Origin of the sequence: Streptomyces sp. NRRL S-31, assembly GCF_000718775.1 — a bacterium.
Taxonomy (GTDB): domain Bacteria; phylum Actinomycetota; class Actinomycetes; order Streptomycetales; family Streptomycetaceae; genus Streptomyces.
Genome location: NZ_JOCB01000093.1, coordinates 49320 through 71285, shown reverse-complemented (window position 1 = coordinate 71285; position 21966 = coordinate 49320). Strand labels below are relative to the sequence as shown.

General features: G+C 73.9%; 9 protein-coding genes. 4 read left to right on the top strand and 5 right to left on the bottom strand.

Features of this window, described 5'->3' with window-relative positions:
- Positions 1–31: 31 nt before the first annotated feature.
- Complete coding sequence (locus tag IF37_RS0130165; RefSeq protein ID WP_030749552.1) at positions 32–1960, bottom strand: serine/threonine protein kinase; 1929 nt, start codon at positions 1958–1960, stop codon at positions 32–34.
- A gap of 305 nt (positions 1961–2265) precedes the next feature.
- On the opposite strand from IF37_RS0130165, the gene IF37_RS0130160 reads away from it, so the two are divergent.
- On the top strand, positions 2266–2883 hold the full coding sequence (locus IF37_RS0130160) for an SUKH-4 family immunity protein (protein ID WP_030749550.1): 618 nt from the start codon (positions 2266–2268) through the stop codon (positions 2881–2883).
- 55 nt (positions 2884–2938) lie between these two features.
- Here IF37_RS0130160 and IF37_RS0130155 read toward each other — a convergent pair whose 3' ends face one another.
- A complete protein-coding gene (locus tag IF37_RS0130155; RefSeq protein ID WP_037857338.1) occupies positions 2939–3925 on the bottom strand; it encodes a GlxA family transcriptional regulator in 987 nt (328 codons plus the stop codon).
- A gap of 72 nt (positions 3926–3997) precedes the next feature.
- Between IF37_RS0130155 and IF37_RS0130150 the strand changes: the two genes are divergently transcribed.
- Entirely contained in the window at positions 3998–4333 is a 336-nt protein-coding gene (locus IF37_RS0130150) for a cupin domain-containing protein (protein ID WP_030749544.1), read from the top strand.
- Positions 4334–4807: 474 nt separating this feature from the next.
- Here the strand turns inward: IF37_RS0130150 and IF37_RS0130145 are convergent, their stop codons facing one another.
- The 3 genes from IF37_RS0130145 to IF37_RS0130135 form a co-directional block, all read right to left on the bottom strand.
- Positions 4808–6013, bottom strand: a complete 1206-nt coding sequence (locus IF37_RS0130145; RefSeq protein WP_030749540.1) for a globin domain-containing protein — start codon at positions 6011–6013, stop codon at positions 4808–4810.
- A gap of 210 nt (positions 6014–6223) precedes the next feature.
- Complete coding sequence (locus IF37_RS0130140; protein ID WP_079165949.1) at positions 6224–7174, bottom strand: helix-turn-helix transcriptional regulator; 951 nt, start codon at positions 7172–7174, stop codon at positions 6224–6226.
- The gene (locus IF37_RS0130135) at positions 7161–7667 is read right to left on the bottom strand and encodes a hypothetical protein (RefSeq protein WP_030749534.1); all 507 of its coding nucleotides are present in this window, start codon (positions 7665–7667) and stop codon (positions 7161–7163) included. The genes IF37_RS0130140 and IF37_RS0130135 overlap by 14 nt, the downstream gene beginning before the upstream one ends.
- A 1243-nt stretch (positions 7668–8910) precedes the next feature.
- On the opposite strand from IF37_RS0130135, the gene IF37_RS46455 reads away from it, so the two are divergent.
- Complete coding sequence (locus IF37_RS46455) at positions 8911–19383, top strand: type I polyketide synthase (protein WP_052845448.1); 10473 nt, start codon at positions 8911–8913, stop codon at positions 19381–19383.
- Positions 19376–21937 carry a thioester reductase domain-containing protein gene (locus tag IF37_RS0130120; RefSeq protein WP_052845447.1) on the top strand — a complete coding sequence of 854 codons (2562 nt, stop codon included), beginning with the start codon at positions 19376–19378 and terminating at the stop codon, positions 21935–21937. The genes IF37_RS46455 and IF37_RS0130120 overlap by 8 nt, the downstream gene beginning before the upstream one ends.
- The last annotated feature ends 29 nt before the right edge of the window (positions 21938–21966 follow it).

Here is a 21966-nt window from a genome sequence, read left to right as displayed (position 1 = left end):
CCTCCGGACCAGGACTCTCGTGTCCGGGGGCTCAAGTTCTGGCCCAGTTCTGCGCGGCGGTGCCCGGCTGACAGGTCTGGGTGGAGACGTTGCCGCCGAAGGACAGGGCGAGGCAGCCGCCGTCGAAGGCCGTGCTCAGGGTGTTGCCGGAACCCGTGCGCCACCGGAGCGCGGAGTTGCCGGTGCCGCAGTCGCCGACGAAGGTGTTCTGGCCCTTCATATTGGCGCTGAGGCAGGCTCCCGTGGAGACGTTCACGATCTTCACGGTGCCGCCGGAGGCACTGCGGAAGGTCCAGCGGGCCGCGGAGTCGTCACAGCCGCCGAAGCCGGCGGCGCCGTAGACCTGGGTGAGGCACTTGCCGTTCTCGGCGTTCTTGAGGTGGAAGGAGGTGGACCCTCCGGATCCACCGGAATCGCCGGACCCACCGGAGCCGCCCGACCCTCCGGAGCCGCCGGCTCCGCCAGAGCCGCCCGAGTCACTGCCGGAGCCGCCGCCTGAGCTGCCGCCGGTGGTTCCACCCCCCGTGGAGCCGCCCCCGGACGTGCCGCCGCCGGAGTTCGCCGAGCCGCCGTGGGAACCGCCGCCTCCGTCGCTCCCCCTGCCACCCCCCACGGTCCCGCCCGTGGATCTCGAACCCGGCGCCGAGGCCGAGGCCGATTCGCCCGCACCCTTGTCGTCGTGCTTCTTCCTGCCGGACGGGGACGGGGGCGCCTTCCCGGTGGGCTTCGCCTTCCCGGAAGAGCCAGGCGTGGGGCCGGCCGACGACACGGAGAGCGAGGGGCCGGGGGTGCCGGCGGCCCCATCGTGGTGGGGGCCGGTCACGTACGGCACCAGTCGTACGGCGAGGGTGGCGGCGCCGACCACGACCACGACCGGCAGGGCGACCAGCAACAGCTTGGTACGGCGGCGCCGTTCGGGCCGTCCGGTGTCGCCCCCGCCCACGACGACCTCGGGCTCGGGTGCGCTCGCGGCGGGCCCCGGAGCGGTCGTCGCGGGAACGGGCGCGGGCGCGGGCTCGGCCGCTTCCCTTGCCTCCGGCATCTCCGGCACCTGCGCCGCGAACTCCGCGCGGGGCCTGAGGAGGTCGACGATCGCCGTGGGCCACAGCGGTTCGGTCGCCGGGGCCCGGTCGGCGGCCAGTTCCGCCAGTTCCGCCGCCGTGGGCCGGTTCTCGGGGACCTTGTCCAGGCAGGAGGCGACCACCTCGGCCAACTCGGCGTCCAGTGTGCGCAGTTCGTCGAGGTCGGGCTGCTCGTGCACGATCCGGTAGAGCACCGCGTGTCCGGACTCGTCACCGAACGGCGGGCGCCCGCAGCCGGCGTAGGCCACGACCGAGCCGAGGGCGAAGACGTCCACCGCGCCGGTCAGCCGCCGTGCGCCCGAGGCCTGTTCGGGTGACATGTAGGCCGGGGTGCCCACCACCACGCCGGTCCGGGTCAGCTGGCTCTGGTCGGCGGCGCGGGCCACCCCGAAGTCGATGAGGGTCACACCGTCGAGCGTCAGCATGACGTTCGACGGCTTGACGTCCCGGTGCACCATGTCCAGGTCGTGCACCGCCGCGAGGTCCGTCGCCGCCCGGTGGAGCAGCAGCCACAGCGACTCGGCCGGCAGCCGGCCGCCGTGTGCGTCGACCGCCTCCCGGAGGGTCAGTCCGGGGACGTACGCGGTGGCGAACCACGGCGGGCGGGCGTCCTTGTCGCCGGCGAGCAGGCGGGCGGTGGCCTCGGCGGGCAGCCGGGCGAGGTTGTCCAGCTCGTGCCCGAAGCGGCGGACGAAGTCCTTGTCCTCGCCGACGACGGACGGCAGCACCTGCTTCACGGCGGCGTACCGGCCCTCGTACACGCCGAGGTAGACCCGCCCCATGCCGCCGGCACCGAGTCGCCCCACCAGCGGAATCGGCCCGATCCGCCGGGGATCGTCGGCCACGAGCGGCTCGACCCCGTTGTCTTCCCCGTTCAACTGTCTCTCCCTGGAGGGCATTTCGGTGAGCCGCGAGCAGCGGCGTGGCGAGGCCACCGTAGAACAGCTTCCGCGGGCCGCGCTCCGCGTGTACGCGGAGACGGGTGGACGGGGGCTGACGGTTGCCGCGATCACTCGGGCGGGCGGGTTCGGTCACGGCCGTGCGGCCGCCCGCGCGGTGGTCGTCTCCTTCGCCTCCGGCGCCGCGGCGCCGGAGGCGAAGGGTAGAGTCCGTGCCGACGACCACTTCCCACCACCAGGAGACCCACGGCGCCCGTGCCGTCGCGGAGTTCGGAGTTCCGGCAGTGCTTTTCGACGTCACCCGCGGCGCGCTCGCCGGCGTCTTCGGCGAGGACCGGATCGCCACCCTGCCCGCCGCCGCCTTCCCGCCCTCCGCCGCGAACAGCGAGGGTGCCCGGCTCCTCCGGACCGTCGGCGTCCCCACCGGGACGCTCTGGCTGCGTGAGCCGGACGAGGACACCGGCCTGCTGCCCCTCGTCCAGGAGGTCGTCCACGTCGAGGACTTCGAGGACGTCTCCCAGGGCGCGGGCGCCTGGCCCGTCATCGGCTGGCTGCTCAACGCCCACCTCGCCCTCGATCCCGATTCGGGAAAGGTGTACGCCTTCGACGCCGACGAGGGGACCGCGCGGGGACTCCACACGGATGTCTCCGCTCTCGTCCAGGTCACCGTCCGGTTCCAGCGCCTGCTGGAGGAGTTCGCCTTCAGCGGCGACGACGGCGACGAGGAAGCCGACTTCGAGCGTCTGGAGCGCGAGGTGGAGCGTATCCGTCAGGAGACGAGCCGCGTGGATCCGCTCCCCTTCCAGGACGACGAGACCGTCTGGGCGGTGGTCGGCGACGAGATCGCCGCGGGTCAGCGCTTCACGGGGGACAGCCTGGGGGCCCGCTCGCTCTACGGGTGATCGCCGGGCGGGGACCTGTCCGGCCGGGCCCCCGCCCGGTGAGGACTCGACGCCCTTACGGGTGACGCGGTGCCGGTTGCCGCTCCGCCGGAGCCGTCGGTGGCGACGGGCGGCCCCGGAAGGCTCGCCGATAGGCGCCCGGGGTGGTGTCCATCCGGGCGCGGAAGCGGCGGCGCAGGTTGACCGCGGAGGTGAGGCCGACGCGGGCCGCGATCGCCTCGACCGGCAGGTCGGTGTCCTCCAGCAGGGCGCACGCCGCGGCCACCCGCCGGGAGAGCAACCACGCGCCCGGGCTCTTGCCGAGCCGGTCGGCGAAGCGCCGGGCCAGGGTGCGGGGCGAGACGCCGAGGTGGGCGGCCAGGTCGTCCACCGACAACGGTGTACCCAGGCGTTCGCCGGCCCACTTGAGCAGGTCGTTCAGCGCGTCCCCGGGCGGAGGGGGCGGCGCGTACTGCGCCTGGCCGCCCTCGCGGTGCGGCGGCAGCACCATGTGCCGCGCGAGCAGGGCGGCGTACGCGGCCCCGTGGTCGCGCCGGACGAGGTGCAGGCACAGGTCGAACCCCGCGCCGGCGCCGGCACTGGTGGCGACGTCACCGTGGTCCACGTAGAGCCTGTCCGGTTCCACGCGCACCCGGGAGAACTCCAGCCGCAGCCGCCCGGCGTGCGACCAGTGCGTGGTGGTGGGGCGGCCGTCCAGCAGTCCCGTGCGAGCCAGCGCGAACACCCCGGTCCATATGGCAACCAGCCGTGCTCCGCGCGCGTGCGTCCGTAGCAGCGCCCGGCGGACCGGATCGGGGAGCGGCTCCTCCACCGGCAGCCAGCCCGGGATGATCACGGTGTCCGCGGCCTCGAGCGCCGACAGGCCCCGCGACACGGACATCGCGTACCCGCCCGTGGTCGGCACCGGGCCGGGTGTCTCCGCGCACGTCTCGAACGTGTAGTACTGCGGCACCCCCGGCCGCTTGGTACCGAAGACCTCGACGGCGCAGCCCAGCTCGAACGCCGACTGCACCGGCCGCACCAGGGCCACCACGCGATGCATGGCAGGAAAGTACCCCACGATGTCACCGTGGGCTCTGTCCCACCACGCTCCGCGCACGGCACTGTTGCGGGCATGCACCACGAGATCCTCGCCCAGGAGGGCTACACCTCCGTCTCCGTCGACGAATCCCCGGTCCGTGAGCTGTTCCCCGGTATCCGGCTGCGTCCCCTGTGGCGGGGACCGGCCGGCGCGCACGCCAACGTGCTGGAGATGGAGGCGGGTTCCTCCTGGCCGCGCCGCGATGTGCACCAGCCCGGCCCGGAGGAGGTGTACGTGGTCGCCGGCACCTTCAACGACGGAGCGCGCGACTACCCGCCCGGCACGTTCCTGCACGCCCCGGCCGGGTCCTGGCACGTGCCCGCGACCAGCACAGGCTGCACGCTGTTCCTCTTCTACCCGGAGGGGTGACAGCGCGCGGCGGTGGCAGCGGAGGGGCGGGAGGTCGTGGAGGGCCGCGACCTTCTCGGCGTGGTCGGCGGCCAGGCGTACCAGGTGCTCGTATGCGGCTCGGGTGAGGGCGACGCCGGATGTGTGGATCTCACCGTGGTACGCGCCACGGCTCGCCCCGCCGGCACCGACCGAGGAGCCGGTGGCGGTGCACGACATGTCGGTGGAACCGGTCCCGTTGTGTGTCACCGGTCGCGACGAGACCGCCGTCCGGACGGATCGTGGGACCGCGGCGGCGGCCGAACGCGACTCACTCGTTCCGCTCGCAGCAGCCCGGCTACGGCCGGACCCCGACGATCCCGCTGACCGGGAAGGAAGGGAAGGGAAGGACAGGGGAAGGAGAGGGGCCGTCGGCGGGCCGGGAGTGGGCCCGCACGCAAAAGCCGGTCTGCGCGGGGGTGTTGGAGCGGGCGGCGGGAGGGCGTCCCGCGGGGGTCAGCCCTCGGCGCGGGCCAGCCGCAGGTCGGGGCCGAAGACCTCGTAGCGGATGTGCCGCGCGGGGACGCCGGCCTGGAGCAGTCGGGCGCGGACGCCGCGCATGAAGGGTACCGAGCCGCACAGGTACACCTGGGCGTCGGCGGGCAGGTCCCGGGCGTCGAGGTCCATCAGCCCCCGGTGGGAGCCGGGTTCCCCGTCCGCGTCCTCCTCGTACCAGAACTCCGCGCTCGCGTGCGCCAGTTGTCCGACCAGGCGCCGGGTGTCGGCGCGCAGGGCGTGATCGGCCGGGGAGCGGTCGGCGTGCAGGACCCGCACCTGCCGGGACGAGCCCGTGGCGGCGAGGTGTTCCAGCATGCCGACCATCGGGGTGCAGCCGATGCCGGCGGAGACCAACAGCAGCGGGGCGTCACAGTCGTCGAGGACCACGTCTCCGAACGGTGCCGACAGGGTGAGTTCGTCACCGGCCCGCACGGTGCGGTGCAGTTGCCCGGAGACCTCGCCCCCGGGGGCGTCGGCGAGCCCGGCCATCCGTTTGACGGTGATGCGTCGCAGGCGCCCGCCCGGTGCGTTGGAGAGGCTGTACTGGCGGGTCTGGTGGATGCCGTCGGGCATGCGGACCCGGACGCCGACGTACTGGCCGGCCCGCGCCTTCGGGAGCGGGCCGTCGTCGGCCGGGCGCAGCGAGAAGGAGACCACGTCCGCGGTCTCCTCCCGCCGCTCCACCACGGTCCACCGCCGCCACGGCTTGCGCGGGTCGACCTCGGCCTCCTGGTACAGGCGTGCCTCCCGGGCGATCAGCGCGCCGGCCATCAGCCAGTACACCTCGTCCCAGGCGGCGGCGACTTCCGGGGTGACCGCAGCGCCCAGTACGTCGCCGATCGCGCGGAACAGGTACTTGTGGACGACCGTGTACTGGTCCTCGGTGATGCCGAGCGCCGCGTGCTTGTGGGCGATCCGGGAGAGGAGCGTGTCCGGACGGGCGTCGGGGTCGGCCAGCAGGGCCTGGGCGAAGCCCGCGATGGACCCGGCCAGCGCCAGGCGCTGCCGGACGCCGGCCTGGTCGCCGCGGTCGAACAGGCCGTCCAGCAAGGCGGGGTGCTCGGCGAACATGGTGCCGTAGAAGCGTGCGGTGATCTCGTCCAGGGCACCGCCGACGGCGGGCAGGGTGGCGCGGACGACAGCGGCCGACTCGGGTGAAAGCATGGAACTCCCCCTGGGACGTGGGTAGGCGGAGGGACCCACCGCCGCGGCCGGTTCCGTCGTGCGGGTCCGGCCGGCACGTCGATCGTCCGGTGCGGCCGTCACCGGCGGTAGGGCCGAACCGCCCTTGCGGACGGGGCCCGTCGGGCCGGTGCGACGGCCCGCACCGCGCCGGAGCGGGGTGCGGACCGTCGTGGACCTTGCCGGACCGATTCAGCGGTTGTGCAGGACCTGCACGGTCGTGACGACGACAGCGGCGACGGTGCCTGCCACGCCCAGCCACATCGCGACGATCCGTTCCTTGAATCGCACCGCGTTCTCGGGCCCCTCCGTCGTGGGGATCAGGGGCGGCGGTGTCTTGCGGTGCCGCAGGTTGGCGATCTTGATCCGGGTCACCGTGTAGTGCCAGATCAGTGTCCGTTCCTGGTGGACGCCGCAGGCGCGCAGGAAGATGTTGAGCCATTCCGTGGTGGGCAGTTCGTCGCCGTTGAGCACGTGGGCGAACGTGGTGCCGCTGATCGGGTAGATGGCCCGGCTGCGGCGTTCGAGATCTCCTATCGTCAGGCCCTTGTTGGCGACCAGTTCACGCATGACGGACAGGACGTCCTCCGGTGTCGTGCACAGGGCGAGCGCGGTGTGTATGTGATCGGTGGTGAGGCTGCTGACCCGCTGGAGGTCGTCGGGAGCGCCGGCGTCCAGCTCCAGATGGGCATCCATGAACCGCTGTACGAGGGCCAGCAGGCCGTCCGGCTGGGCCGGGATGACCGCTTCGGGTTCCGTGACGGCCTTCCGGCGGGTCAGGAGACGGGGCTGATGGGTCTCGGGGTCCACGTGCCCGGGCGTCGGTTCGGGGGCGGGCACCGGGATCTGTGCCTTCGCCGCTTCCTCGGTCCTGGCCCGGACGTGGGCGTTCTGGTAAAGGCGCTTCCAGGTCGTCAGGTCGGCGGTGTATCCGCATCCGCGGACGAACGCCTCGACCAGTTCCCATTTGGGAACCGACTTCCCGGACGCGGCGGTAGACAGCGCGGCCGCGGAGTAGTGGCACTTGTCGGAGAGCTGCTTGTAGGTCAGACCGCTGGAGCGGCGGAGCGCCCGCAGTTCGCGCGCCAGCTCCGCCACTTCCATCGGCGCCGTGGCCGGGATGTCCTTCTCAGGACGTGGCATCGCCGCTCCCGGGCGCGTACGGCCGGGCCCGGCCGGGACGGACGCGGCGGACGAACCGCCGGGCGCCCCGCCGCAGCTGCCGGTGCCGGGGGTGGTGCGGTTCGCCGGTGCCACCGCGCGGGGCCGGTCGCGGTGGCGTCCGGCCCCCCTGCCGGTGGAGGCAGCGCGCGGAGCCGTACGGGGGGTGGCGGGCGTGCCCCGTGCGGGTGCCGGAACGCGGGCGGTGGTGGTCGTGGTGGCTGTCGGGTCCACCGGCGCGCGGGCGGCGGCAGCCGGGCTTGTGGCCCGGGGCGCCGGTTCCGTCGTCGTCGTGGGCGAGTTGCAGGAGTACGTCGCCGATGGTGCCGGCCACGACGGTGCCGATCAGCACGCTGGTGGCGGGGTCGCGGATCAGCGCCTGCGTGGCGAGCCCGGCGGCGGTCCCCATGCTGTTGGCCGCGAGGGCGGCGACGGCGAACCGCCTTCGTTTCTTCCGCTTCTTGGAAGGAGACATCTCACCCTCCTCAGGTGAGTTCGCGATAGGTAACAGAGGGGGGCCGCTCCGGACGGAGCAGCCCCTCCTGACGTCCCGCTCCGAAGCCCGGAGACGGGAAGAGGCCTGAGTGCTTGTTCAGTTGGACGCGCCGGACCGGAACCGGCAGGGGGAGCGCCAACTCCCGTACTCCCGGCGGTGTCCTGGCAGTCACCAGGGCTTCCGTACGCGTGGCAACAGTGTGCCCCATGGGGAAGTCGAGGCGATACGTCGACAAGCCCGCCTCGCACTCCTGAGCAACTGCGAACAACACGGGCTCGCACGACACGTACAACACCGACACGTGTGAAAAATGGCGATCTGGTATAGCCGAGTCCACCCCGCCCGGTCGCACATTCATACGTTTACGTCCGACTTGCAACGTTCCTTACTACGAACGGGTGCATGGACAACGCGGACAACGCTTCGCGAAGAACCCCCGGACGCGACGAACACGCAGGTCATCGATAAGATCTGGTTATTCAGGTTGTTCAGAGGCGTTGACCGTGCTTGCACAACCGGCCCGCGGCACCGCGCGGGCACGCCACCATAGGGCTGCGGCCAGCGCCAACTGGCCGCACACAGGGAGACATCTCATGGCCTGAGTGCTCCTGAAGGCCCCCCGCCCAGGCGGGGGGCCTGAGAAGCCACCGCCGCCCGGTGGAACGAAGACGTGATGATCGTCCGCCGTCATCTGTGAACAACGACCGACGAACCGACCGGGCCATCCGCGCTCTTGTGATCGACGTCACCCCTCCTGCGCCCCCCGTGACCTCCCGGACCCCGCGGTCTTTGATCACTTCTGCACATCCGGGTTTGCTTCACACCCCGCTGAACGGAACCGGGCGGCCGGACGAGAGGGCCCGCCGGCACGCGCTCTCCCGCACGGCCCCGTCCGGACGTCCCAGGCGTTTTCGAATATGGCCAGAATCGAACATGGCAGTCCGAGTCCTCCCGTACAGTTGCCGTCGTCCTGCACAACTCACGTACCACCGAACCGTCCGAACGATCACCCCAGGGCACGGTCCATGGCGGGAACGACGCGTTCCCGCCGCGCGGTCGGCCTGGGGCCACGGGCGGATCTCTCCACGCTGACCGGCGCATGAACACGCGAGCGATGCGGCTGCGCCTTTCCGGGACTGCGAACAGCGTCCGGTCGACAACACAGCGTCGTGTCGTCGGTCCTGCCTGTTCGGTTCGAGTACGAGCTCGGCAGGAGACCTCTGTGTGCGCTCTGCGGAACGAGTCATCGACGGACACCACGCCGCCGACAGCCGAGGCGGCCGACCTCCCCGGCCTGGCCGGGGACCCGGACACCACGCCCCCGGCCGGCGCGGTCCCCTGGTTGCTCACCGCGGGCGGCCCGGAACAACTGCGGGCACGGGCCGCGCGGTTGCGGACCTTCCTCGCCGAGCGGCCGGACTGGTCACCGGGTGATGTCGGCGCCGCACTGGCGGAACGGGCCCGCGACGCGGCCGGTCACCGCGCCGTGGTGCTGGCCGCCGGACGCGCGGACCTCCTGACCGGTCTGACCGCCGTACGGCTCGGCCGCACGGCCCCCCACGTGCTGCGCGGTACGGCGCGCGAGGGCCGGATCGCGTTCGTGTTCCCCGGGCAGGGACCGCAGTGGCCGGGTATGGCCTTGACGCTGGCCGAGCGGAGCCCGGTGTTCCGGGCCGGGCTGGACGAGTGCGCCCAGGCGCTGGAGCCGTACCTCGACTGGCCGTTGGAAGCGGCGTTCCGGCCGGACTCCGCCGTCGGCGGCGCCCTGGACCGGGCGGACATCGCCCAGCCCGCGCTGTTCGCGGTGATGGTGGCGCTGGCCGGACTGTGGCGCGCGCACGGCGTGACGCCCGCGGCGGTGGTCGGCCACAGCCTGGGCGAGATCGCGGCCGCGGTGGTGGCCGGCGCGCTCCCCCTGGAGGACGGCGCCCGCATCGCGGCCCGGTGGAGCCAGGCGCAGGCGACGCTGGCCGGACAGGGTGACATGGTGTCGGTGCGGGCACCGGAAGCCGATGTCGAGCGACGGCTCGCCCGCTGGGACGGTCGCCTGGTGGTGGCCGCGGTGAACAGTCCCGCCTCGGTCGTGGTCTCGGGTGACAGCGATGCCGCGGCGGAACTGCTCGACCTGCTGCGGCAGGAGGGCGTACGGGCCAGGAAGGTCGCGGTCGGACTGGCCGCGCACTCGCCGCACATCGACCGCATCCAGCCCCGGCTGCGGCAGGACCTGGCGGGCTTGCGCGCGCACCCGCCGACCGTGCCGTTCTACTCGTCCTTCCTGGGCGGGGCGCTGGGCGACACCCCGCTGGACACCGACTACTGGTGCCGGGCGCTGCGCGGCAGGGTGCGCTTCGCCGATGCCGTCCGCGCCTGCCTGACGGACACCTGTTCGCTGCTGGTGGAGGTCAGCCCGCATCCGGTGGTGACGGCCGCGCTCGACGAGATCCGCGCGTCCGCCGGCGCCGGCACCCAGGTGGTCGGCACCCTGCGCCGGGCCGACGGCGGCCTGGACCGGTTCCACCGCTCCCTCGCCGAAGCCTGGGTGGCCGGTGCGGAACCGGACTGGGCGGCGGTGCTCCCGGCGACCGGCCGGCCGCTGCCGCTCCCCGAGCCGGAAGAGGACGGGACGGAACAGGCCGGATCGGAACAGGCCGGGCCGGAACAGGCCGGGCCGGAACAGGCCGGGCCGGAACAGGCCGGGCCGGAACAGGCCGGATCGGAACAGGCCGGGCCGGACAGCGGCACGGTGGCGGACGAGGACGAGGGCACCGACGGGCCCGCCGCGGGTGACGGCGGGCTGCGGACCGAACTGGGGCGGCTGCCGGCCGCCGCGCGCCTGGACGCGTTGGTGGACCTGATCCGCCGGGAGGTCGACTGGCTCTCGGCGGGGGAACGGCCCATCGGTCCGGACGAGTCACTGCACGAGTTGGGCTTCGACTCGGTCACCGCGGTCGAGGTCGGCAAGCGGATCAACACGGCCCTGGAGAGCACGCTGCCGGTGACGGTGTTGTTCGACCATCCCACTCCGCGGCGGCTGGCCGCGCACCTGGCCGCCGAACTCTACGGCGACGGCCCGGCCGCCGGGCGGGAGGGACCGGCGGGGGTGCGCCCGGAGGCCGCCGAGAACACCGACGCCGACGACCCCGTGGTCGTCGTCGGCATGGGATGCCGGCTGCCGGGCGGCATCACCGACCCCGAGGGACTGTGGCGGCTGCTCGCGTCCGGCGGCGACGCGGTGACGGCGTTGCCCGGGGACCGTGGCTGGGAGACGGCCGCCGCCTACGCCGACGGCCGGTACTACCAGCGCGAGGCCGGCCTGCTGACCGAACCGGACCGCTTCGACGCGGCCTTCTTCCGGATCTCACCGCGCGAAGCGCTGGCCATGGACCCACAGCAACGACTGCTCCTGGAGACCACGTGGGAGGCCCTGGAACGGGCCGGCGTGGACCCCACGACGCTGCGCTCCACCCGGACCGGGGTGTTCGTCGGCGCGATGACCATGGAGTACGGGCCGGACATGGACCAGAAGTCGCCGGCCGGGGGCTATCTGCTGACCGGCCGCACCGGCAGCGTCCTGTCCGGCCGCATCGCCTACACCCTCGGTCTGGAGGGGCCGGCCGTCACGGTGGACACCGCGTGTTCCTCGTCGCTGGTGGCCCTGCACCTGGCCGCGCAGTCGGTGCGGCTCGGCGAGTCGGACATGGCGCTGGTCGGCGGGGTCACCGTCATGTCCACCCTGGGCATGCTGGTCGAGTTCAGCCAGTTGGGCGCGCTCGCGCCGGACGGCCGGTGCAAGGCGTTCTCCGCCGCCGCCGACGGCTTCGGCCTCGCCGAGGGCGTCTGCTCCCTGGTGGTGGAGCGGATGTCGCGGGCACGTCGGCACGGCCACGAGATCCTGGCGGTGCTGCGCGGCAGCGCGGTCAATCAGGACGGCGGGTCCAACGGCCTCACCGCGCCCAACGGCGCGGCACAGCAGCGGGTGATCCGGCAGGCCCTGGCGAACGCGCGGCTGCTGCCCGCCGAGGTGGACGCGGTCGAGGCGCACGGCACCGGGACCAGGCTCGGCGATCCGATCGAGGCGGGGGCGCTGCTGGCGACGTACGGCCGTGAGCGGACCGGGCACCGGCCGCTGCTGCTGGGCTCGGTCAAGTCCAACCTCGGGCACACCCAGGCGGCGGCCGGCGTCGTCGGCGTACTGAAGATGATCCTGGCGATGCGGCACGGCATCCTGCCGGCCACCCTGCACGTGACCGAGCCCTCGCCGGAGGTGGACTGGGCCGAGGACCGGCTGGCGCTGCTGACCGAGGCCGTGCCGTGGCCGGAGACGGGCCGGGCGCGGCGCGCGGGAGTGTCCTCGTTCGGTATCAGCGGCACCAACGTCCACGTCGTGCTGGAACAGGCTCCGGCGGACGAGCCCGGACGGGCGCCGTCGTCCACGCGGTCGTCCACGCCGTCGTCAGCGTTGTCGTACGAGCCGTCATCAGCGCGGTCGTCCGAGCCGTCGTACGAGCCGTCGTACGAGCCGTTATCCGCGCGGTCGCCGGACGGGCCCGCGTTGGTGCCGTGGGTGCTGACCGCCCGGACGGCCGCCGCGCTGACCGGGCAGGCCGAACGGCTGGCGGCCCGGGTCGCCGGGGACGCCGGGGTGCGTCCGGTGGACATCGGGTTCTCCCTGGCCACGGACCGGGCCGTGTTCCAGCACCGCGCGGTGGTAATGGGCGGTACGCGCACCGAACTCCTCGCCGGTCTGCGGACGTTGGCCGAAGGGAACCCGGCACCCACCGTGCTGACCGGAGTCGCCGGGCCGAGTCCGCAGGTGGCCTTCGTGTTCCCGGGCCAGGGAACGCAGTGGGCCGGGATGGGACGGGAGTTGCTGGAATCCGTGCCGGTGTTCGCCGACCGGATGGCCGAGTGCGCGGCGGCACTCGGCGAGCACGTGGACTGGTCGCCGCTGGACGTGCTGCGGGGTGCGGACGGCGCGCCCGGCCTGGACCGGGTCGACGTGGTGCAGCCGGTGTCGTTCGCGGTGATGGTGTCGCTGGCCGCGGTCTGGCAGTCGCTCGGCGTGCGGCCCGCCGCGGTGCTGGGCCACAGCCAGGGGGAGATCGCCGCGGCCTGCGTCGCGGGTGCCCTGACCCTGGCCGACGCCGCCCGGGTGGTGGCGCTGCGCAGCGCGGCGCTGCGGACACTGGCCGGGCGGGGCGGGATGCTGTCGGTGCTGCTGCCGGCCGAGCGGGTACGGGACCGGATCGAAAGCTGGGGCGGCCGGCTGTCCGTGGCCGCGGTCAACGGTCCCGGCTCGACCGTGGTCTCCGGCGACACCGAAGCGGTGGCCCAGGCGCTCGCCGACTGGCAGCGGGACGGCGTACGGGTCCGGCGGATCGCGGTGGACTACGCCTCGCACTCCGCCCAAGTGGAGAAGATCGAAGCCGAGTTGGCCGAGTCTCTGGCGCCGGTCCGGCCGCGCGCCGCCGAGGTGCCGTTCTACTCCTCGGTGACCGGCCGGACACTGGACGGCACCGCGCTGGACGCCGGGTACTGGTACCGCAACCTGCGGCAGACCGTGGAGTTCGAGGCCGCCACCGGCGCGCTGGCACGGCGCGGAATCGGGGTCTTCCTCGAGGTGAGCACGCATCCGGTGCTCGCGGTCGGGATGCAGGAGACGATCGACGGGCTGGGCGGCTCCGCGGCGGTCCTGGACACACTGCGGCGCGACGACGGCGGCATGGGCCGGCTCCTCGCCGCCGCGGCCGAGGCATTCGTGGCCGGTGTGCCGGTGGCGTGGCAGACGGTGCTGGCCGGCGGCCGGCGGGTGCCGCTGCCCACCTACGCGTTCGACCGGCAGCGGTACTGGCTGCCCGGCACGGCCGCCCGCGCCGGGCTCGACGCGGCGGGCGTGCCGCCGCTGGACCATCCGCTGCTGGGCGCCGTGGTGGTGCTGCCGCAGGAGCGCGGCGCGGTGCTGACCGGACGCGTCGGACTGGACACCCACCCGTGGCTGGCCGATCACCGGGTCCGGGGCCGGGCCCTGCTGCCGGGCGCGGCCTTCGTGGACCTGGCGCTGACCGCCGGCGCCGAACTGGGCTGCGACCAGGTACGCGAACTGACCTTGGAGGAGCCGCTGGTACTGACCGAGGACGAGAGGGTGCGGTTACGCGTCCTGGTCGGCCCGGTGAACGGTGCGGGCGCGCGGTCGGTGACGGTGCACTCCGCTCCCGACGCCGCCGCGGACCCGTCGGCCTGGACCCGGCACGCCGGCGGGCTGCTCACCGCGCGGGACGACGCCGCTCCCCCGCCCGTCATGGCGGACCTGGCCGGGACCTGGCCACCGGCGCAAGCCGCTCCGGTGGCGCTGGAGGAGTTCCACGCGGAGCTGGACCGGTCGCTGGGCCTGGGATACGGACCGGCCTTCCGCGGGCTGTCCGCCGCGTGGCGGCGGGGCGGGGAGATCTTCGCCGAGGTCGCCCTGCCGGCCGGACTGGAGTCGGACGCACCGCGCTTCCAGCTGCATCCGGCGCTGCTGGACGCGGGGTTGCAGACCGGGGCGCTGGGCGGCCTGCTGGGCCCGGTCCCGGGAACGGGCCAAGTCCCGTTCCCGGGCCGAGCCCCCGGCTCCGGCCCTGATTCCGGCCCTGATGCCTGCTCTGATTCCGGCCCTTATTTCGGCCCTGATTCCGGCGCGGCTTCCGGCGGCCCGGGCGGGCAGGAGCCGGGCGGGGCCGTCGCGGAAGGGACCACCCGGCTGCCGTTCGCCTGGACCGGGATCACACTGGCCGCGCGGGGAGCGACGGCGCTGCGGGTGCGGATCGTCCTGGAGGGTGCGGACTCGGCGGCCGTCCAGCTGGCCGACCCGGACGGTGCGCCCGTCGCGTGGGTCGACTCGCTGCTGGTGCGCCCGGCCGGCACCGCGCGGCTCGGCACGGGACGCCGCGGCCGGGGCGCGGCAACCCTGCTGCGGCTGACGTGGGCCGAACACCCACTGCCCGCCGCCGACCTGCCCACCGGCCTGGCCCTGATCAGCGGCTCGGGGAGGGAGACGGTGCCCGGAGTCGCCGAGCGGGCGCGGGTGTACTCCTCGGTCGAGGACCTGGCGACCGCCGTACGCGGTGCCGCCCCGGCGCCGGACGTGGTGCTGCTGGCGGTTCCCCCGCCGCCAGCCGGGGCGGACGTGGTGTCCGGGGCGCGCCGGCTGATGCGCCAGGTGCTGCGCGACCTCGCGCGGTGGTCGGCCGAGGAGGCCCTGGCCTCCGCCCGGCTGGTGGTGCTCACCAGGTCGGCCGTCCACACCGGGGCCGGGACGGACCCGGCCCCGGAGCTGACGCACGCGCCGCTGTGGGGCCTGGTGCGGGCGGCGCAGGCGGAGAACCCGGGGCGGCTGGGCATCGTCGACCTGGACGCCGCCGCCGGTCCCGACGTACTGGCCGCCGCCATCGCGGCGGACACGCCCCAACTGGCGGTCCGCGGCGGTCGCGGATACCTGCCCCGGCTGCGCCCCGCCGCCCCGCCGGCCGACACCGTCAACGCCCCGCAGGCCGACCCGGTCGGGGTTCCGGCGGCCGTGCTGGGCGCCGGAACGGTCCTGATCACCGGCGGCACCGGCGGCCTCGGCTCGGAACTGGCTCGTCACCTCGTGCGCCGGGGTGCCCGGCACCTGCTGCTGCTGTCCCGCGGCGGCGAGCGCGCCGAGGGAGCCTCGGCGCTCCGCGCCGAACTGGCCCGGGCGGGGGCCGAGGTCACCATCCGGGCGTGCGATGCCGCCGACCGGGACCAGCTCCGGGCGGCGCTCGCCGCCATACCGGCGGCACACCCGCTGACCGCGGTGATCCACGCGGCCGGCGTCCTCGACGACGGGCTGATCCGGTCGCTCACCCCGGAACGGGTGGACACGGTGTGGCGGCCGAAGGTGGACGCCGGCTGGCACCTGCACGAGCTGACCGAGGACATGGACCTCGCGGCGTTCGTGGTGTTCTCCTCGGTGTCGGGCGTGCTCGGCGGGGCCGGACAGGGCGGCTACGCGGCGGCGAACGTGTTCCTGGACGCGCTGACGCAGCGGCTCCGGGCCGCCGGACGACCGGCGCTGTCGCTGGCCTGGGGCCTGTGGGAGGACCGGACCGGCATGACCGGGCAGGTGGCGGACACGGACCTGGACTGGGTACGGCGCGACGGACTGACCGCGCTGAGCACCGCACAGGGCATGGCGCTGTTCGACACCGCGTTCGACGCCGTACTGGGCGGGCGGGACGCGGGCGCGGTCGGCGAGGCGATGCTGGTGGCCGTCGGGCTGGACCGGACCGCGCTGCGCGCCGCCGAGCCCGGCCGGCTGCCGCCGCCGCTGGCCGGCCTGGTCCCCCGGCCCCGGCGGATCGCCCCCGCGCCGGACCGGCCCGCGACCCGGGAGCGGCCACGCGACCGGGAGTCGGTGCTGGCGCTGCTGCGCGAACGCGTCGGCGCCGTCCTCGGCTACCCGGCCGGCCGGCTCGACAGCACCACACCCCTGGTCGACCTGGGCATGGACTCGGTGACGGCGATGCGCGCCCGCGCCGTGGTGGAGTCGGACCTCGGTGTGAACCTGCCGGTCGCACGGCTGCTCAACGGCGCGAACCTCGACGACATCGCCGACCAGGTGCTGGCCGGCCGTCCCCGGGGGACCGCCCAGCACCCACCGGCCGGGGAGGAGACCGGGAGCGACGCCGGGCACCCGGCCACGGACCACGAGGGCACGACCGTACTGCGGCCGGCGACGCGGGACGTGCTGCGCCTGCTGCGCGCGGAGCAGCAGGGCACGCCGGGTGTCACGCACCACATCGGCTACGCGGTCGGACTCGACACCCCCACCACACCGGAGAAGCTGGCCGAGGCGCTCCGTGGAGTGGCCGCCCGGCACGCGGCGCTGCGGACGACGGTCGTACCGCACCCCGAGGACGGCGCACGGCTGCGCATCCACCCGGCTCCGCCCTCCGGACTGCTGCGCTGGACCGTGGTCGACGCGGAGGTGGACGTCCGGCAGCGGCTGCTGGACCTGCTGGCGGCACCCTTCGATCTGGCCGAAGGCCCGCTGTGGCGCTTCGAGTTGCTGGCCGGTCCCGCCGACGGTCAGGTGCTGATCTACGGCGCCCACCACGCCGTGTCCGACGCGCCGTCGCTCGCGCTGGTCGCGGCCGAGATCGGCAGCGTGCTCGCCGGGGCCGAACTGGACACCACCCCGACCGACCAGGACATCGAGGACCTGTTGAAGGCGCAGCCGATCAGGGCCGCCGACCGCGACCCGATGGCGGCGGAGTGGCACGAGCGGTTCACCGGCTGCTCCCGGCTGGAGCTGACCCTGTCCCATCCGCGGCCGGACACCCGGAGTTACCGCGCGGGCAGCCATTTCGCCGAGGTGCCCGCGCGGTTGCCGGAGCGGATCGCGCGGCGGGCCGGCGATCTCGGCATCACCCCGGCCGCCTTCTGGCTGGGCACGCTGACCGTACTGCTGGCCCGGCTGCGCGGACGGCGGCGGTTCGCGCTCGCGGTACCGGTGGACACCCGGGCGCAGGTCGGCGCGGACCAGGCCGTCGGTTTCTTCGGCGTACCCATCCCGTTCCCGGCCGAGGCGGCGGCGGACGAGCCGGTCGAGGCGGTGCTGCGGCGGACCGACGCCCGGCTGCGCGGCGTACTGGACCGGGGCGCGTCGTTCTTCGACGCCATGTCCACCTTGGTCCGAGAGGGCCTGTACAGCCCGAACGCGCCGCTGATCGAGGTGTACTTCAACTACATCCGCGGCAACTCCCGGCCGGGGAGCGGGACCCGGTTCATTCCGGTCGGCACCGCCCACTCCGATCTGGACCTGATGGTCACGGTGCTGGCCGACCTGGGGTACGTCCGCATCGACTACAACGCGGACATCATCGACGAGGCGGCCTGCGCCCGGTTCGGGCGGGACTATCTCGACCTGCTGCTCGAAGTGACCGGGGAGGCCGGGGAGGCCGGGGAGACCGGGGAGGCCGGGGAGACCGGGGAGGCCGGGGAGACCGGGGAGGCCGGGGAGACCGGGACCACCGCCACGACCACACCTCCCGGCACCACCGCCTCCCCCGCCACCACACCCGCACCTCCCGGCACCACCGCGTCCCTCGCCGTCGCGGCGACCTTCACGCTCGGGGACCTGCCGGCGCTGTTGACGTCGGCCACCGACCTGCCCGTCGCCGAAGCGCCCTATCACCAGGTCCTGGCGAGCCTGCTCGATCCGGCCGGGGTGTTCGCCGCGCCGTCGACGTCGGCCGGTCTGGTGCTGCTGCGCGCCGTGGACTTCGCCCGGTTCGGGCCGGTGACCGGCCGACTGCTGGAGCAACTGGCCGAGGAGTACCCGGCGGCGATCGGAGAACTGTCCCGGCGGACCGCAGTGCCGCTGGTCATCGGTTTCCCGCCGGCGGCCGGCGCGGAAGAGCGGATGCGCCGGTGGGAGCGGGAACTGGCCGCGCGGTTGCGCGCCATGCCCGGCATCGCCGTACTGGACGGCGACGACTGGCACCGAATCACCCGCGTGGAGGAGGTCTTCGACGAACGCACCGAGGCCATCGCGCACTTGCCGTTCTCACCGGAGTTCCAGGCGGTCGTCGCGCTCACCGTCGCCGAGGTGCTCACCGCGGTCCGCCGGACACCGCCCAAGGTGATCGTCGTCGACGGGGACGACACCCTGTGGGGCGGCGTGGCCGGTGAGATCGGGCCGGAGAACGTGGATCTGACCGGCGCTCGCGCCGAGTTGGCCGCCCGGCTGGAGCGATGGCGGGCCGCCGGGGTGCTGCTGGTGCTCTTGTCCAACAACGACGAGGACACCGTGCGGGCCGTGCTCGACCGGCCGGAGAGCGTGCTGCGCGCGGAGCACTTCGCCGCCGTCTCCGCGGAGTGGCGGCCCAAGCCGGTCCGGCTGGCGGAGATCGCCGAGCTGTTGCGGCTCGGCCTGGACAGTTTCCTCTTCCTCGACGACAACCCGGTGGAGATCGCCCGGATGCGCTCCGCGCTGCCCGAGGTGCTGTGCGTGACCTGCCCGCCCGAGCGGCGGCTGACCGACTTCGTACGGCGGCTCTGGCCGGCCGTACCCCGCCCCGCCACCCAGGAGGACGCCGCGCGGGCCGAGTTCTACCAGCAGGAGCGGGTACGGGACCGGGCGCGCGCGGATCTGGGGTTCGCCGAGTTCCTGGAACGGCTGGAGCTGAGGATGGACTTCCGGCCGCTCACCGCCGGCACCGAGGAACGGGCCGTCCAGCTCAGCCGGCGGACCAACCAGTTCAACCTGCGGCCCGCGCCGCTGGACGACGAGGCAGTGGCGCGCTGGCAGCGGGACGGCGAGATCTGGACGGTGTCGGCCCGCGACCGGTTCGGCGACTACGGACAGATCGCCGTCCTGGTGCTCCGCGCGGACGGCGCCGCCCTGGAGGTGGTGGCCTGGATGATGAGCTGCCGCGTGCTCGGCCGGGGCGCCGAGGAACGCGTGCTGCGCTGGCTGGCCGAGCGCGCCGAGGCACTGGGCCTCACCGGGGTGCGCCTGGTCGCGGAGCGCACCCCGCGCAACACACCCGCCCGGCGGCTGGTGTCCGCGCTGGGCGGCGGAGATGTCGACGACGAGCAGTTGGTGGTCCTGGCCGCCCCGGCGGAACTCCGTGAGTTCACGTCCTGGGCCGTCGGCCGGGCGACGGCCCAGGAGGTTGGGAATGGATGAACGGGACGGCACGGCCACGGCGCGCGCCCCGGGGATGGACCGCCGGCGCGAGGGCGAGGCGCTGGAGAACGGCCTGACGGGGCCGGCGGCGGTGGCCGACCTGCTCGCCGGACTGCGGACGCGGGCGTCCAATCCCTCCGATACATCCAGTACGTCCAGCACTTCCGCTGCATCCAATACGTCCAGCACTTCCAGTACATCCAGTGCGTCCAGTGCGTCCGATCCGGCGCATCCGGTGAACACCGGTACGGATGACCGGCCATGGGACCTGCCGAGGCTGGCCTCGGCCATCGCCGCCGCCGCGTCCCGTTTCCTCGACGACCGCACCATCGACGTGGAGACGGACTTCTTCGACGCCGGCGCCTCGTCGGTGAGCGCGGTGCGGCTGGTCGCCGTGCTCGACCGGGAACTGGGCGTCCAAATCAGCCTGGACGACGTGTTCGCGGACGGCCGGCCCCGGCGGCTGGCCGAACGCTGGCTGCGCGCCACCGGCCAGACCGTCGCACCCGCCCAGACCGCCGCGACCAGCAGCACAACCAGTCAGACGACCAGTCAGGCAACCAGCCAGGCCGTCGCGAGCGCGGAGACCGCCGGGACCGGCCAGACCGTCGGGACCGGCACGGACCTGGTACCGTCCGCGCCCGGCCGACTGCTGCCGGGCTCCCCGCCGGACGAGGAACTGGCCATGATCGCGGCGGACCTGGCCGGCGCGGACCGCCTGCCGTTCCGCCCGGAGCCGCCGCGGCGGGCTCCCCGGCGCATCCTGCTGACCGGCGCCACCGGGTTCCTCGGCAGCCACCTGCTGTTCGACCTGCTGCGCTACGGCGACGCACACGTGGTCTGCCTGGTGCGCGGCGAGGACGACAAGGCCGCCGAGGAGCACCTCGCCAAGTCGCTGGCCAAGTTCGACCTGCCCTGGACGGGTGAACTCCGCCGCCGGATCACCGTACTCCCCGGGGACGTCCGGGAAGCACGGCTGGGCCTGACCGAGGACCGCTGGGACGCACTGGCCGGGGGCGTGGACGCGATCGTCAACGTGGCCGCGGCGGTGGACTTCCTGCGGGGTTACCCCTCGCTGCGCGCCACCAACGTGCTGGGCCCGCTGACCCTGGCGGAACTGGCGATGACCGGCCCGCCGAAGCCGCTGCACCACGTCTCGTCGATCGCGGTGTTCAACGAGATCGGCATCGCCGCGATGGGTGAGGACGACCCGGTCGCGCACATCGACGGGCTGGTCGCCGGGTACGACAAGTCGAAGTGGGCGGCCGAGGCGGTGTTGCGGCGCGCGCGGGAGCACGGCCTGACCGTGACGCTGCTGCGCCCGGGCGGCATCGCCGGGCACACCCAGACCGGCGCCTACAACGCGCGGGACCTCAGCTGCGGTTTCAACGCGGCGTTCTTCCGCTACCGCACCGTCCCGGCCTTCCGGAGCTTCAACTTCTCCGCGGTGGACTGGGTGAGCCGGATCTCCGCGGCGATCGTGTACGACCCCAGCGCCTGGGGCCTGAACTACAACCTCGCCGGCCGGCCCAACACCCTGCCCGAACTCCTGCGTGACATGCGGTTGTCCGGGATGAACATGAAGGTGCTGGAGTGGGACGAGTGGCGGGCGGACTTCCTGGCCCGCTGGGAGGCCGATCCCATCCCGCAACTGGACTTCCTGGCACGCGTCATGCGCAGCCCGACCGCGGTGAAGCTGTGCGAGGCGACCCTGCTCGGACCGCCCGCCCGCGGCGAGCGCACCGAGCGGTTCGCCGCCCGGCACGACCTGCCGGCCCCGTTCCGCTACGACGCGGCGGCGGGCCTGAAGAACTACGAGCGGCTGGCCCGGGACGGCCTGATCGTGCTGCCCAGCCGCGCCGATCCGCCGCTGCTGTGGTTCCCCGAGACCATGCGCGGGAAACTGGGCCCGGTCGGCGGGGTGCAGGACGCCCCCTGCCAGTTGCGGATGACGCTGTCGATCGCGAGCATGTACCAGCTCACCAAGAAGCGCGGGCACACCATCGACATCCTCCGCGGCGAACTGGTCTGCCCTCAGGTGCACGAGCGGCCGATGACCGTGGAGTTCGGCGAGATCGACATCCGCCCCGACGACGGGATGCCGGTGCCGTACGGCGAGTCCCATCCGTTGCTGCACTACCGGCTGCGGCTGCGCGACCGCGAGGGCCGGCTGTGGTGGCTGGACGGCTGGAAGACCGCCCGTCCCCACCACGACCTGTGGAAACAGGCGCGGACCCTGAGCATAGAGCTGGGCAGGGACGGCGAACCGGCCCTGTTCGCCGGCCGGGTCAAGGTGCGGTCCAAGAGCTATCTGCGGGAGCAGGTGGACGGTATCCGGGTCAATCCGGACCTGTCCCTCCAGGAACAGCGGATCGCGAAGGCGACGTGGCTGGCCTGGTTCGTACCTGAGATGTTCAAGGGGCTGGCCGAGCCGTGGCTGCGTGCCGCCGCGGACGTGCTGGACCTGCGCCGGGACGCGATCGACCGGCAGACCGACGGCGACCGCGCCCAGGACCGCAAGCGGATCAAGAGCAGGGAGAGGTGGCCGCGGTGACGCTTCGGCGGCTGGATGCCCGACTGGAT

What these genes read in the sequence shown, in the direction of transcription:
- IF37_RS0130120 (WP_052845447.1), top strand. Translation starts at nt 19,376, where the DNA reads ATGGATGAACGGGACGGCACGGCCACGGCGCGCGCCCCGGGGATGGAC.
- IF37_RS0130145 (WP_030749540.1), bottom strand. Translation starts at nt 6,013, where the DNA reads ATGCTTTCACCCGAGTCGGCCGCTGTCGTCCGCGCCACCCTGCCCGCC.
- IF37_RS0130150 (WP_030749544.1), top strand. Translation starts at nt 3,998, where the DNA reads ATGCACCACGAGATCCTCGCCCAGGAGGGCTACACCTCCGTCTCCGTC.
- IF37_RS0130140 (WP_079165949.1), bottom strand. Translation starts at nt 7,174, where the DNA reads ATGCCACGTCCTGAGAAGGACATCCCGGCCACGGCGCCGATGGAAGTG.
- IF37_RS0130155 (WP_037857338.1), bottom strand. Translation starts at nt 3,925, where the DNA reads ATGCATCGCGTGGTGGCCCTGGTGCGGCCGGTGCAGTCGGCGTTCGAG.
- IF37_RS0130135 (WP_030749534.1), bottom strand. Translation starts at nt 7,667, where the DNA reads ATGTCTCCTTCCAAGAAGCGGAAGAAACGAAGGCGGTTCGCCGTCGCC.